This is a genomic window from Serratia proteamaculans (assembly GCF_946227095.1).
GTDB classification, from domain to species: domain Bacteria; phylum Pseudomonadota; class Gammaproteobacteria; order Enterobacterales; family Enterobacteriaceae; genus Serratia; species Serratia proteamaculans_E.
The window spans coordinates 415,893-429,078 of the sequence record NZ_CAMISV010000003.1 but is presented as its reverse complement, the minus strand read 5'-3'; the positions used below and the strand labels follow the sequence as shown (position 1 = coordinate 429,078).

At 56.0% G+C, this 13,186-nt stretch carries 13 protein-coding genes, 2 tRNA genes and 1 other RNA gene; 11 read left to right on the top strand and 5 right to left on the bottom strand.

Going from position 1 to position 13,186, the window contains the following annotated elements:
• The first annotated feature begins 49 nt into the window (after positions 1-49).
• The 8 genes from OC597_RS08650 to OC597_RS08615 all read left to right on the top strand — a co-directional run bounded on the left by OC597_RS08650 (position 50) and on the right by OC597_RS08615 (position 4,171).
• The gene (locus OC597_RS08650; RefSeq protein ID WP_261256600.1) at positions 50-514 is read left to right on the top strand and encodes a YchJ family protein; all 465 of its coding nucleotides are present in this window, start codon (positions 50-52) and stop codon (positions 512-514) included.
• A gap of 125 nt (positions 515-639) precedes the next feature.
• Positions 640-1,488 carry a formyltetrahydrofolate deformylase gene (gene purU, locus OC597_RS08645; protein WP_085117091.1) on the top strand — a complete coding sequence of 283 codons (849 nt, stop codon included), beginning with the start codon at positions 640-642 and terminating at the stop codon, positions 1,486-1,488.
• A gap of 158 nt (positions 1,489-1,646) precedes the next feature.
• Positions 1,647-1,731: transfer RNA gene (locus OC597_RS08640), tRNA-Tyr, on the top strand.
• 95 nt (positions 1,732-1,826) lie between these two features.
• A tRNA-Tyr gene (locus OC597_RS08635) sits at positions 1,827-1,911 on the top strand.
• A gap of 44 nt (positions 1,912-1,955) precedes the next feature.
• A non-coding RNA gene (locus OC597_RS08630) (RtT sRNA) lies at positions 1,956-2,081 on the top strand.
• Between the two features lie 162 nt (positions 2,082-2,243).
• Positions 2,244-2,816: an LOG family protein gene (locus tag OC597_RS08625; protein WP_261256597.1), complete on the top strand. Its 573-nt coding sequence runs from the start codon at positions 2,244-2,246 to the stop codon at positions 2,814-2,816.
• Between the two features lie 102 nt (positions 2,817-2,918).
• Entirely contained in the window at positions 2,919-3,725 is an 807-nt protein-coding gene (xthA, locus tag OC597_RS08620) for an exodeoxyribonuclease III (protein ID WP_085117093.1), read from the top strand.
• A 44-nt stretch (positions 3,726-3,769) separates the two neighbouring features.
• Positions 3,770-4,171 (top strand): pyrimidine (deoxy)nucleoside triphosphate diphosphatase, encoded by a 402-nt coding sequence (locus OC597_RS08615; RefSeq protein WP_261256594.1) that lies wholly within the window; start codon positions 3,770-3,772, stop codon positions 4,169-4,171.
• 9 nt (positions 4,172-4,180) lie between these two features.
• On the opposite strand, the gene OC597_RS08610 is transcribed toward OC597_RS08615, so the two are convergent.
• The 5 genes from OC597_RS08610 to OC597_RS08590 all read right to left on the bottom strand — a co-directional run bounded on the left by OC597_RS08610 (position 4,181) and on the right by OC597_RS08590 (position 9,265).
• Complete coding sequence (locus OC597_RS08610) at positions 4,181-4,474, bottom strand: DUF1496 domain-containing protein (RefSeq protein ID WP_261424087.1); 294 nt, start codon at positions 4,472-4,474, stop codon at positions 4,181-4,183.
• Positions 4,471-6,396: a DNA topoisomerase III gene (locus tag OC597_RS08605; RefSeq protein ID WP_085117096.1), complete on the bottom strand. Its 1,926-nt coding sequence runs from the start codon at positions 6,394-6,396 to the stop codon at positions 4,471-4,473. The genes OC597_RS08610 and OC597_RS08605 overlap by 4 nt, the downstream gene beginning before the upstream one ends.
• Positions 6,396-7,514, bottom strand: coding sequence for a tRNA 2-selenouridine(34) synthase MnmH (gene mnmH, locus OC597_RS08600; RefSeq protein WP_261424089.1), 1,119 nt, complete (start codon positions 7,512-7,514; stop codon positions 6,396-6,398). Before mnmH ends, OC597_RS08605 begins: the two co-directional genes overlap by 1 nt.
• Positions 7,514-8,557, bottom strand: coding sequence for a selenide, water dikinase SelD (gene selD / locus OC597_RS08595; RefSeq protein ID WP_261256587.1), 1,044 nt, complete (start codon positions 8,555-8,557; stop codon positions 7,514-7,516). Before selD ends, mnmH begins: the two co-directional genes overlap by 1 nt.
• 156 nt (positions 8,558-8,713) lie before the next feature.
• Complete coding sequence (locus OC597_RS08590; protein ID WP_085117099.1) at positions 8,714-9,265, bottom strand: NAD(P)H nitroreductase; 552 nt, start codon at positions 9,263-9,265, stop codon at positions 8,714-8,716.
• Positions 9,266-9,425: 160 nt separating this feature from the next.
• Here OC597_RS08590 and sppA point away from each other — a divergent pair, with 160 nt between their 5' ends.
• From sppA to pncA, 3 genes are all read left to right on the top strand, one after another.
• Complete coding sequence (sppA, locus tag OC597_RS08585; RefSeq protein ID WP_012145447.1) at positions 9,426-11,282, top strand: signal peptide peptidase SppA; 1,857 nt, start codon at positions 9,426-9,428, stop codon at positions 11,280-11,282.
• A 93-nt stretch (positions 11,283-11,375) separates the two neighbouring features.
• The gene (gene ansA, locus OC597_RS08580; RefSeq protein ID WP_261256586.1) at positions 11,376-12,392 is read left to right on the top strand and encodes an asparaginase; all 1,017 of its coding nucleotides are present in this window, start codon (positions 11,376-11,378) and stop codon (positions 12,390-12,392) included.
• A 25-nt stretch (positions 12,393-12,417) separates the two neighbouring features.
• A complete protein-coding gene (pncA, locus tag OC597_RS08575) occupies positions 12,418-13,050 on the top strand; it encodes a bifunctional nicotinamidase/pyrazinamidase (protein ID WP_261424091.1) in 633 nt (210 codons plus the stop codon).
• The last annotated feature ends 136 nt before the right edge of the window (positions 13,051-13,186 follow it).

Below are 13,186 nucleotides of genomic sequence, written 5' to 3'. Positions count from 1 at the left end.
GTTTCAGCATCGGCCCGTTCACTTCGTTCCGGCCATTTTAGGAGTTACCTTGCCCGAATTATGCCCCTGCGGCAGCGGCCTGGAGTATAGCGTATGCTGCGAGCCCTACATCAACGGCACCCAAACGCCTGCGACCCCCGGTAAATTAATGCGTTCGCGTTTTAGCGCTTACGTAAAACACAATGTAGATTACCTGATAGCCACCTGGCATCCCGACTGCCATGCCGCTGAATGGCGCAACGGGATCGTCGACAGCTTCAAGAATACCGAATGGCTCGGTCTGACGGTGGTGGAAGAAAAACAGGGGCATGAAGTCGAAGAGGGTTTTGTCGAGTTCATCGCCCGCTTCGTCGACGGCAGCACCGGCGAGCACAAGGCGATGCACGAGCGTTCACGCTTCCTTCAACTTGAGCAACGCTGGTACTATATTGACGGAACCAAGCCCCAGCCAGGCAGAAACGCCATTTGCCCCTGCGGCTCAGGGAAAAAATATAAAAAGTGCTGCGGGCGTTAGCCGGCAGTCATAGTATTCAATAGATTTCAGGCCGCGGCCAATCAGGCGTTGCTTGAAAATACAGATGATAAAAACTCTCGCCTGCGAAGACAGGACGTTCAGTATCAGACAGGATCCTCACTCCCATGCCACACCAAAATGTACAAAGAAAAGTTTTGCGCACCATTTGTCCGGATGCCAAAGGCCTGATCGCCAAGATCACCAATATTTGTTACAAGCATGAACTCAACATTATTCAAAACAATGAGTTCGTTGATCACCGCACCGGCCGTTTCTTTATGCGTACCGAACTGGAAGGCATTTTCAACGACACCACACTGCTGGCAGATCTCGACAGCGCGCTGCCGGTGGGCTCGGTTCGCGAACTGCATAACTCTGGCCGTCGTCGCATTGTGGTGCTGGTCACTAAGGAAGCACATTGCCTGGGCGACCTGTTGATGAAAAGCGCCTATGGCGGCCTGGATGTGGAAATCGCGGCGGTTATCGGCAACCATGATACCTTGCAAACGCTGGTCGAGCGTTTCGATATTCCGTTCCACCTGGTCAGCCATGAAGGCCTGACGCGCGATCAGCACGATCAGAAAATGATGGCCCAGATCGATCAGTATCAACCGGACTACGTGGTATTGGCCAAGTATATGCGGGTGTTGACGCCGGCATTCGTCCAGCACTACCCGAATCAGGTGATCAATATCCATCACTCGTTCCTGCCGGCGTTTATCGGTGCTCGTCCTTATCATCAGGCTTACGAACGCGGTGTGAAAATCATCGGCGCTACCGCCCACTACGTTAACGATAATTTGGATGAAGGCCCCATCATCATGCAGGACGTGATCCATGTCGATCACACCTATTCTGCTGACGATATGATGCGTGCCGGACGTGACGTTGAGAAAAACGCACTCAGCCGCGCGCTGTACCATGTGCTGGCGCAGCGGGTATTTGTTTACGGCAACCGGACGGTTATTCTGTAATTGCTCAATAAAGCGGTGCCTTTCGTTCAGGGATGCACCGCCGCGAGTAAAAAATCGGCAAACGATTCATTTTCTGCATTTCAATACTTTACACGCCCGTTTCATTTGATATGATGCGCCCCGCTTACCGAGACAGATGTTTCGCAAGCAAGGCCAGTGGTGGGGTTCCCGAGCGGCCAAAGGGAGCAGACTGTAAATCTGCCGTCACAGACTTCGAAGGTTCGAATCCTTCCCCCACCACCATCTTCTCTCTGTTAAGAGTGAAGTCGCAGTAAAGAAACCGGCCAGGTTTCTTCCGGTTCAAACCGGAACTACAATTTGTAAACCATGAATACCATGGTGGGGTTCCCGAGCGGCCAAAGGGAGCAGACTGTAAATCTGCCGTCACAGACTTCGAAGGTTCGAATCCTTCCCCCACCACCATCCTTGTATGTTCCCCTAGTATTAAATCAAACTTGAAAGTACCACATCACTCCTTACCGGGAGGGATGAGAAGCTTCGACAGGTTCGAGTCTCATGCAATGAGACAACGCGCTTCAGCGCGGCCCGAAGGGTGAGTCGCACCGCGACGAATAATCCTTCCCCCACCACCATCCTTGTATGTCCCCCAGTATTAAATCAAACACCAAATCCGCTCTATCTTGCAGATCTCTCATTTATCAATTCCCCTAACCCTTTAGCGCATCCTCAACTTGAACTCCGGCCCACAATTCGCTATACCACTGACTTCTTTAATGCAGTAAGGAAGAAAGTGCATGCGTAACAATATCTGCGTTTTTTGTGGTGCCAGCGAAGGCGTCAATCCTGCTTATGCCGAGAATGCACGGCAATTGGGTCAGACGTTGGCCGCTCAGGGTCGGCGTCTAATCTATGGCGGCGGTAAAAAAGGATTAATGGGCATTGTGGCGGATGCGGTCCTCGCCGCCGGTGGTGAGGCCGTGGGCATCATTCCTGAGCGCCTGGTCGAAGCAGAAACCGCGCACCGGGGCCTGACGGAGTTGGAAGTGGTACCTGATATGCACACCCGTAAGGCACGCATGGCGGCGCTGGCAGATGGATTCATTGCCTTGCCTGGCGGCATAGGTACGCTGGAAGAACTGTTTGAAATCTGGACCTGGGGTCAGATCGGCTATCACAGCAAACCGGTTGGCCTGCTGGACGTGAACGGTTTTTATCGCCCGTTAAACAGTTTCCTGCAGCACGTGGCCGATCAAGGCTTTATGCGCCATGACTACCTCGGCACCATGCACATCAGCGATTCAGCGCAAACCTTGCTGCAGCAATTCGACGACTATCAACCGAAGAATTACGACCGCTGGGCAAAATAACTCTGCTTGCCGCCGGCGGCCGTTGCCGCTGGCCTGCGTTACATTTCTGGCCAAACTCTGCTACTATCTCAACACATTTTTCTTGTAAAAACGGCACCGCTCATGAAGTTTGTCTCTTTTAATATCAATGGACTGCGTGCGCGTCCGCACCAGCTGGCCGCCATCATTGAACAGCATCAGCCCGACGTCATCGGCCTGCAGGAAACGAAAGTTCACGATGACATGTTCCCGCTGGAAGAAGTCAGTCAGCACGGTTATCACGTGTTCTACCATGGCCAAAAAGGCCACTATGGCGTGGCACTGCTAACCAAAGAAAAACCGCTTGCCGTACGCCGTGGTTTCCCGACCGATGATGAAGACGCACAGCGCCGCATCATCATGGCCGATCTGGCGACACCCCAAGGGACACTGACGGTAATCAACGGCTATTTCCCACAGGGTGAAAGCCGTGACCATCCGATCAAATTCCCAGCCAAGACGCGCTTCTACCAGGATTTGCAAAACTACCTGGAGCAGCAAATGTCGGTGGACTCACCGGTACTGGTGATGGGTGACGTAAATATCAGCCCAAGCGATTACGACATCGGTATCGGTGAAGAAAGCCGCAAGCGCTGGCTGCGTACCGGTAAGTGCTCCTTCCTGCCGGAAGAGCGCGAATGGATGGATCGCCTGATGAACTGGGGTCTGGTGGATACCTACCGCCATGCGAACCCGGAACGTAACGATGAATTCTCGTGGTTCGACTACCGTTCACGTGGATTCGATGAAAACCGGGGCTTGCGCATCGACCTGTTGTTAGCCAGCACGCCATTGGCCGCACGCTGCACCGCGACTGGCATCGATTATCAGATCCGCGGGATGGAAAAACCTTCGGATCACGCCCCGGTCTGGGCAGAGTTCTCACTGTAATTTACCCAACCCCGGCACCGCCGGGGTTTTGCTATGTGGTACGTATGAAAATTATCGATGTCGTCGCCGCCATCATTGAAAAAAATGGCAAAATTCTTCTGGCACAACGTGATGCCGACAGCGATCAGGCTGGGCTGTGGGAGTTTCCCGGCGGTAAGGTCGAGGCAGGCGAGAGCCAACCACAGGCGCTGGCGCGTGAACTGGATGAAGAGTTGGGGATTGTAGCCAGTGTGGGGAGTTATGTCGCCAGTAACCAGTGGCAGCAAAGCGAGCGCATTATTCGCTTGCATGCCTGGCGGGTAGCAACCTTCAGCGGTGAATTACAAAACCGCTGCCATTCGGACTTTGTTTGGTTAGCGCCGGAGCAGGCGTTTGACTATCCCCTGGCCCCGGCGGACGTACCGCTATTAACTGCCTATATCGCCGCACAGCGGGCGAAGGTCTGAGTTACAACGTCACTTCTTCAGACGCACCCAGATCAACGGGTTAGTCCCCACCACGTTGGGGTCGCGTACGCACTGCAACGCTTCCCCTTCCACCTTGAGCACCGCCCCTTCAGAATAGTTTTGATCCTGATAGATACAGCAGCGACTGCAAGGCTGCGCGGAGGGCTGGGCAGCGGCATTTTTTGCTGCCCCCCAGATTTCCGGCGACACCGGCACCACCACATCCACGTCACCACGATTGGCCATCGCCGTGGAACAAAACAGCAACGCGCCGCTGGCCAGCATCAGTAAGCCATAATTCATTCGCTCTTCTCCCGCGCCTTACCGGCGCTTTTCTTGCGTTTTTTCGCACCGGCTGAAGGTGACGGCGGCAACCCGCGAAACGCCATACTCGCCCGGCTCTGCTTGGCCTGATAAATCAGCTCCTGCAAAGTGCCTACCAGAGGTTGCATAAAGTCCTGATAGCGACAGGATTTCTCACTGATTTGCGTCAGCGTGGCTTCCCAGTTGGCCGTCATATCAGGACGGGCGGCAATATCCGGCAGCGAATGGATCAACGCCCGACCGGTTTCACTGGAATGAATATAACGCCCTTTTTTATACAAAAACGCCCGCTTGAACAGTAATTCGATGATCCCTGCGCGCGTGGCCTCGGTCCCTAAACCATCGGTCGCTCGCAGGATTTTCTTTAGCGCTTTATCCTGAACAAAACGCGCAATCCCGGTCATGGCGGAAAGCAGGCTGGCATCGGTGAACGGCCTTGGCGGTTGTGTCTGACGCTCAACCACCTCCCCGCGCTCACACAATAGCTCGTCATCTTTCGCCACCACCGGCAACGGAGAACCTTCGTTTTCCTCATCACGCTCTTTACTGCCCAACAGCGTTCGCCACCCGGCTTCCGCCAGAAAACGCGCCTTGGCGATAAACTTGCCCCCGGCGATATCCAGCTCAATCACGCACTTGCGGAACATGGCATCCGGGCAGAATTGCATCAGGTATTGTCGCGCAACCAAGCCGTAAACGTTCAGTTCGTCCTGGCTGAGGCTGACCTTACTGGCGCGGGCAGTCGGGATAATGGCGTGGTGGGCATCCACCTTCTTGTCGTCCCAGCAACGGTTACGGCGATCGCTGTCGATCACCGGCTGCGGATAAAGATCCGGCTGATGAACACTGATGGCGTTCAGCACCGAATGACGTCCGGCAAAGTGCTCTTCCGGTAGGTAGCGGCTGTCAGAACGCGGATAGGTAATCAATTTATGGGTTTCATACAGCCGCTGGCAGACGTCCAGCACCTGCTGCGCGCTCAGGTTGAAGCGTTTGGAAGCCTCAATCTGCAAGGTCGACAGTGAAAACGGCAAGGGGGCGGTATCTGATTCACGCTTATCATTATAAGACGTGACCAGCGCCGGTTGGCCCTCGATGCGTTTGAGCACGTGTTCTGCCAACGACCGGTGCAGCAGGCGTCCCTCCTCGTCCTGATAAGGCTCGCAGGAGTCACTGGGTTGCCACAGAGCGACAAAACGCTCATCTTTGGGCGTCACAATGTGCGCTTTAACTTCGAAGAAGTCCTTCGAGACGAAGTTTTCAATATCCTCGTCACGCCGTACCACCAACCCCAGCACCGGCGTCTGCACCCGCCCTACCGACAACACACCGTCATACCCGGCATTGCGCCCCAAAATGGTGTAAGCGCGGGTCATGTTGATGCCATACAGCCAGTCTGCGCGGGAGCGCGCCAGAGCAGAGACACACAAGGGGATAAAGTCGCGATTATCACGCAGCCGTTCAATGGCGCGTTCTACCGCCTGCGGGTTGAGATCGTTAATCAGACAACGGCGGACGCTGTGGCGTTTTTCCGGCGACAACGCCAGGTAATCCAGCACCTCGTCCACCAGCAATTGCCCTTCGCGATCCGGGTCACCGGCATGCACCACTTCATCGGCCTCGTGCAGCAGCTTTTTGATGGCATTAAGCTGCTTGCTGACCGACGGACGCGGCTGCAACTGCCACTTTTCAGGGATGATCGGCAGATCCGCCAGCGACCAACGCGCATAACGGCTGTCGTAGGCATCCGGCTGCGCCTGTTCTAATAAGTGGCCCACACACCAGGTCACCACATCGTTGTTACCGCAGGCGATAAATCCGTCGCCGCGACGATGCGGCTTGGGAAGGACGTCGGCAATGGCGCGCGCCAAACTCGGTTTCTCGGCAATAAACAGTCGCATTATTCACCGTTATTCTGGCTGTACGTCATCAGGAATTCTCTTACTTCAGCATAATTCCCACGGAACACAATCCGCTGGGATTTCTTTTCCAATTGGTAGTGATACATCGGATCGTAGTAGTGCTGCAACAACGGCACCAGCCACGCCTGATGCTCGTCACTATTCCCAGTGGTTTGCTGGCCCTGTAGCGCCCATTCCAGACGTTGCGTCAGCAGTTGGAAACGTTCAAGCCCCAGGCGACGGCGAATAGCAAACAGGCCGTGATGCAGATACTCATCGTATTTCTGCCAGCCCAGCTGCGCACCGTAAGCCTGTTCAAACTCAATACGCATCCGATCGATATATTCTTGCTGCAGCCGTGCCAGACGCACCTCAAAGGGATCGTCTATCACCGCTACAGGTGCCTGCTGCATGCGGTTGAAGATCGGTAACGGCAGGTTGTTACTGCCAATAATGCGCCCTTCGTCCTCCAGCACCCAACGGCGGCAGCCACCATGCTGTTTTTTCAGCAATAACACAGCCAGACGATTCTCAAAATCTATCTGAGCGCTTTGATCCACCAGCGTTCGGCCAAAAGATGAACCGCGGTGGTGTGCCGCACCCTCCAGATCGATGCCGTCGGCCAGCTCATTGACCAGCAGAGTTTTACCACTGCCGGTATTGCCGCCGATCAGCACCATCGGCAGTTCGGCACTCTGCTCCAGCGTGGTGAGCAGGAAATTACGCAGCGCTTTGTAGCCGCCAGTGATGCGCGGATAGACTACGCCAGCCTCACGCAGCCACTGCTGCACCAGCTGTGAACGCAACCCGCCGCGAAAGCAATAAATATAGCCTTGCGGCCATTGGGCACATTGCGCCAGCCAGGCCGCCGTGCGCTGCTCGCGCAACCTGCCATTAACCAGGCTATGACCCAGCGCAATCGCCGCCTGCTGCCCCTGCTGTTTGTAACAGGTGCCGACGGCCTGCCGCTCATCGTCGTTCATTAGCGGCAGATTCAGCGCATTGTCGAACGCACCTTGCTGAAACTCAACCGGCGCGCGCACATCAATCAGCGGGATATCCTGCAAAAAAATACGGCGGTAGTCCTGGGTGTCTTCCCGTTCCCTCGAGGCTGACACTAGACAACCTCGATCAGGGGTTTGGACGGCACGGCCGCATGCAATTCACCGATAGCCTGAAGCTGAATGCCGTGGCGCTCGGCAATCGCCTGCACCTGCGCTTCTGCCGCCGGCAGCACCGCCAACAGCAAGCCGCCGGAGGTTTGCGGATCGCACAGCAATTGGCGCTGCAGGTCGGTCATTTCACCAACCAGATGGCCGTAACTTTCAAAGTTGCGCCCGGTGCCGCCAGGCACGCAGCCTTCGGCAATATAACGCTCGATGTCAGGCAGTTTAGGGACCTGATCAAACCATACCGTCGCCTGTAGCCCTGACCCCTGGCAAACCTCGCTCAGATGGCCCAGCAGGCCGAAACCGGTGACATCCGTCATCGCCGTCACGCCTTCGACTTCGGCAAAATCCGTGCCCGGTTTGTTCAGTTGGCACATCACTTCGGTCGCCAGACCTTCATGCTCCGGCAGCAATTTGCTTTTCTTCTCGGCGGTGGTCAGCACGCCAATGCCCAATGGCTTGGTCAGGTATAATTTAGCCCCAGCCTGCGCAGCGCTGTTTTTCTTCACCCGGTCGGTGTTGACGATGCCGGTGACCGCCAGACCAAAAATAGGCTCAGGCGCATCAATAGAGTGGCCCCCCGCCAGCGCGATACCCGCCTGCTGGCAGGCATAACGCCCACCGTCGATCACCTGCTGTGCTACTTCCGCTGGCAGCGTGGCAATCGGCCAGCCGAGGATCGCAATCGCCATGATCGGTTTACCGCCCATGGCATAGACGTCGCTGATGGCATTGGTGGCGGCGATACGGCCGAAGTCGAATGGGTTATCGACGATCGGCATAAAGAAGTCGGTGGTGCTGATGATGCCAACGCCGTTGCCGATGTCATACACCGCCGCATCGTCGCGGGTTTCATTACCTACCAGCAAGCGGGGATCGACAAACTTCTCCCGCTCGCTGTGCAAAATAGTTTCGAGAACTTTCGGTGAGATTTTACAACCGCAGCCGGCGCCATGGCTGTACTGGGTTAAACGGATCGCTGGCGATGTCATATACCACTCCCTTCGGTTAACGGCATTCAAGATAGCATAGGGTAGCGCTTGCCGAGGGGAATGGTAAGAGCGGGCCGTCGATAACCGAACAGCCTGCTCAGAAACAACACAGAATGGCGGGATTTAGTGCGATTTTGCCGCTGCCTGCGCCAGGGATCAGAAATAGCTGACGAAAGGCGTGCTGTCTGGGGCAATCACTTTGGTGGACGCTTTTAGCTGCGGGGTGCCCAAATACAGGAAGCCGACAATTTCGTCCTGCTCGCGGCAGCCAAAGGCTTCACGCACCAGAGGATGCTCGGTCCAGGCACCGGTGCGCCAGATGCCATTGAAGCCCTGCGCCAGTGCGGCCATCTGCATCGCCTGTACCGCACAGCCGGCAGAAACCACCTGCTCCCAGCGGGGGACCTTGGTTTCTTCGGTGCAGTGTGCCACCACGGTGATGATCAATGGGGCACGGAATGGCGCTTTTGTCGCCTTTTCTATCGCGGCTTCGTCCATCTCGTCCTGCTTTGCAGCAGCTTGTAACAATTGGCTAAAACGCTCCAGACCCTGGTTTTCAATCATCACAAACCGCCATGGCTGCAACGCGCCATGATCGGGCGCCCGCAGGCCCGCATTGATGATATTCTGACGCGCCTCATCCGTCGGCGCAGGGGCCGCAAGGCGTGACGCAGAGCGGCGATTCAGTAAAAGATCCAGTGCATCCATCGTAAACTCCTGATAACAATTTTCATTACGATCACGTTAACATAGCTAAACGGTGAGTGACAGCCTCGGCATTAGCCTCTGTGACCCACGATTTAAAGCTGACATTTCCTCAGCCGCTCATTAGGATAGCGGAACATTCTCGACTCTTGCTGGAGAGCACATGCGCACATTGTGGCAAATCATTGCCGGCGTTTTCAGGTGGACATGGCGTCTGCTGAACTTTATCAGGGAACTGATCCTTAATTTGTTCCTGGTGTTGCTGATCCTGGTTGGGGTCGGTATTTATCTTTCATTCCAGAGTGCCACCACCCCTGCCGTCCCTACCCGCGGTGCGTTGCTGGTGGATCTGAGCGGCGTGGTAGTTGACCAGCCGTCGATGAACAACAAGGTACGCCAATGGGGCCGTGAACTGCTGGGCGCTTCCAGTAACCGCCTGCAGGAAAACTCCCTGTTTGACGTGGTTGACAGCATCCGCAAGGCCAAAGACGACAAAAACATTACCGGCATGGTATTGCAGTTAAATGACTTCGCCGGTGCCGACCAGCCTTCACTGCAGTACATCGGTAAAGCACTGCGTGAATTCCGTGACAGCGGCAAGCCGATCTTTGCCATCGGCGACAGCTATAACCAGACGCAATATTATCTGGCCAGCTACGCCAACAAGGTTTACCTGTCGCCGCAGGGCGCGGTCGATCTGCACGGTTTTGCCACCAACAACCTTTACTACAAGTCGCTGTTGGAAAAACTCAAGGTCACCACCAACATCTTCCGCGTCGGGACGTATAAATCCGCAGTGGAACCTTTGATCCGTGACGATATGTCACCGGCCGCCCGTGAAGCCGACAGCCGCTGGATTGGCGGGCTGTGGCAGAACTATCTGGATACCGTGGCGGCTAACCGTCAGATCACCGCACAGCAGCTGTTCCCAGGTGCTGCAGGCGTGCTGAGCGGTATGCAGGCTGCCGGTGGTGATACGGCGAAGTATGCGCTGGATAACAAACTGGTCGATGAACTGGCGTCGCGCACCGTGATCGAGAACCAACTGATCAAGACTTTCGGTTGGGACAAGCAGGCGAATGATTTCAACGCGACCAGCATCTACGACTATCAGCCGAAACCGACGCCGGATCAAGGCGGCAAAATCGCCGTGATCTTCGCTAACGGCGCGATCATGGACGGTCCGCAAACGCCAGGCACCGTGGGTGGCGATACCACCGCGGCAGAACTGCGTCAGGCGCGACTGGATCCGGCCATCAAGGCGGTGATTTTCCGGGTCAACAGCCCAGGGGGCAGCGTCAGTGCCTCTGAAGTGATCCGCTCCGAGTTGGCTGCGGTACGTGCCGCCGGCAAACCGGTGGTGGTCTCCATGGGTGGCATGGCTGCCTCAGGGGGCTATTGGGTCTCTACGCCGGCGGACTACATCATCGCCAGCCCGAGCACCCTCACCGGCTCCATCGGCATCTTCGGGGTGATCAATACCTACGAGCAGACGCTGGACAGCATTGGCGTGCATACCGACGGTGTGGCAACCTCCCCACTGGCGGATCTGGCCGTCACCAAGGCGCTGCCGCCAGAGTTCTCGCAGATGATGCAGTTGAACATCGAAAAAGGTTACCAGAACTTTATCGACCTGGTCGCCAAGTCACGCAAAATGACACCGCAGCAGGTTGATCAGATTGCTCAGGGCCACGTGTGGTTGGGCAGCGATGCCAAGACCAATGGGTTGGTCGATCAGTTGGGTGACTTCGACGACGCGGTGAAGAAAGCCGCCGAGCTGGCGCAGTTGAAACAGTGGCAGCTTAACTGGTTTGTCGATACCCCAAGCCTGACCGACATGGTGCTCAGCCAGTTTGGTGTGTCGATTCACGCCATGCTGCCGGCGGCCATCCAGTCCATGCTGCCTGCGCCGCTGGCGTCGGTGGCCATGGCGGTCAAAGAGCAGCCGGGTTTGTTCAATAACCTGAACGATCCGCAAAACCGCTACGCCATTTGTTTGACCTGCGGAGAAGTCCGCTAACAAATTAATCCTCAGCCCGGCACCCGCCGGGCTTTTTTTCTGCGCTTATCCCCCTATAATTCAGCCCATCTTATTTCTGTTAAAACAATCACTATGCAAAAGAAATCGATTTACGTCGCCTACACCGGCGGGACCATCGGCATGCAGCGTTCTGAGCACGGCTACATTCCGGTCTCCGGTCACTTGCAGCGCCAACTGGCCTTGATGCCTGAATTCCACCGGCCGGAAATGCCGGACTTCACCATTCATGAATATGCGCCGCTGATCGACTCCTCCGACATGACGCCGGAAGACTGGCAACATATTGCCGACGATATCAAACTGAATTACGACCGCTATGACGGCTTTGTGATCCTGCACGGTACCGACACCATGGCGTTCACTGCCTCGGCGCTGTCGTTCATGCTGGAAAACCTGGCCAAACCGGTGATTGTGACCGGTTCGCAAATCCCGCTGGCGGAACTGCGCTCCGATGGCCAAACCAACCTGCTGAACGCGCTTTATCTGGCGGCCAACCATCCGGTGAATGAGGTCAGCCTGTTCTTCAACAACAAGCTGTTCCGCGGCAACCGCACCACCAAGGCGCATGCTGACGGTTTCGATGCCTTTGCTTCCCCTAATCTGCCGCCGCTGCTGGAAGCCGGTATTCATATTCGCCGCCAGAACGGTATCGACAGCCCGGCCTGCAACGGTGAGCTCAAAGTACATGACATTACGCCGCAGCCGATTGGCGTGGTGACAATTTACCCAGGAATTTCTGGCGCGGTCGTGCGCAATTTCCTGCTACAGCCGGTGAAAGCCTTGATCCTGCGCTCTTACGGTGTGGGCAACGCGCCACAAAAAGCGGAGCTGGTGGATGAATTGCGCGATGCCTCTGATCGCGGCATTGTGGTGGTCAACCTGACGCAGTGCATCTCTGGCCGGGTCAACATGGAAGGTTACGCCACTGGGAATGCGCTGGCCCATGCCGGCGTCATCAGCGGTTATGATATGACGGTCGAGGCCGCATTGACCAAGCTGCATTACCTGCTGAGCCAGCCGCTGACGCCGGAACAAATCCGCAGCCAGATGCAGCAAGATCTGCGCGGTGAGCTGAGTATCAGCGGTTAACCCTGTTCCACACTACGGAGTGACGATGAAAACAGCCCTGTTGCTTATCGATTTGCAAAACGACTTTTGCCCCGGCGGCGCACTGGCGGTAACCGACGGTGATGCCGTGATTACCGCAGCCAATCAGGCAATAGCGGCCTGCACCGCGCGCGGTGAGTCGGTGGTCGCTTGCCAGGACTGGCACCCCGCCAATCACCGCAGCTTTGCGGTAAACGCCAACGCGCAGGTTGGTACCCTGGGTGAACTCGAAGGCTTACCTCAGGTGTGGTGGCCGGTGCATTGCGTACAGGAAAGCCAAGGTGCTGAGTTTCATCCGCAATTACACCAGCGAGACATTATCGCGGTGTTCCGTAAAGGGCAAAATACGGCTATCGACAGCTACAGCGCCTTCTTCGACAACGGCCACCGCTCACACACCGAGTTGGACACCTGGCTGAAAGCGCAGCAGGTTAGCCATCTGGCGATTATGGGGTTGGCGACCGACTACTGCGTAAAATTCAGCGTGCTGGATGCGTTGGCGCTGGGGTACAAAACTACGGTGATTACCGACGGCTGCCGCGGCGTTAATTTACAGCCCGACGACAGCCAGGAAGCCTTCCAGGCGATGCAACAGGCCGGGGCACAACTCGTTACCCTGTCACAATTTATCGCACGCTGATATCCTTGGGCGCGGGTTGCGCCCATTTTCATTCCCTCGCTCCAAACCTCGACATCGCTCACATTCCAACCATTCTCCTGTGATTACATCTTGTTCGTCTGCGTCGCTTTTGCTGTTATGACCGCTGATGCATTAG

Coding starts and splice junctions, on each gene's coding strand:
- OC597_RS08590 (WP_085117099.1), bottom strand. CDS start 9,265: ATGGATGCACTGGATCTTTTACTGAATCGCCGCTCTGCGTCACGCCTT.
- OC597_RS08605 (WP_085117096.1), bottom strand. CDS start 6,396: ATGCGACTGTTTATTGCCGAGAAACCGAGTTTGGCGCGCGCCATTGCC.
- OC597_RS08615 (WP_261256594.1), top strand. CDS start 3,770: ATGAAAATTATCGATGTCGTCGCCGCCATCATTGAAAAAAATGGCAAA.
- purU (WP_085117091.1), top strand. CDS start 640: ATGCCACACCAAAATGTACAAAGAAAAGTTTTGCGCACCATTTGTCCG.
- OC597_RS08610 (WP_261424087.1), bottom strand. CDS start 4,474: ATGAATTATGGCTTACTGATGCTGGCCAGCGGCGCGTTGCTGTTTTGT.
- sppA (WP_012145447.1), top strand. CDS start 9,426: ATGCGCACATTGTGGCAAATCATTGCCGGCGTTTTCAGGTGGACATGG.
- selD (WP_261256587.1), bottom strand. CDS start 8,557: ATGACATCGCCAGCGATCCGTTTAACCCAGTACAGCCATGGCGCCGGC.
- OC597_RS08625 (WP_261256597.1), top strand. CDS start 2,244: ATGCGTAACAATATCTGCGTTTTTTGTGGTGCCAGCGAAGGCGTCAAT.
- ansA (WP_261256586.1), top strand. CDS start 11,376: ATGCAAAAGAAATCGATTTACGTCGCCTACACCGGCGGGACCATCGGC.
- pncA (WP_261424091.1), top strand. CDS start 12,418: ATGAAAACAGCCCTGTTGCTTATCGATTTGCAAAACGACTTTTGCCCC.
- xthA (WP_085117093.1), top strand. CDS start 2,919: ATGAAGTTTGTCTCTTTTAATATCAATGGACTGCGTGCGCGTCCGCAC.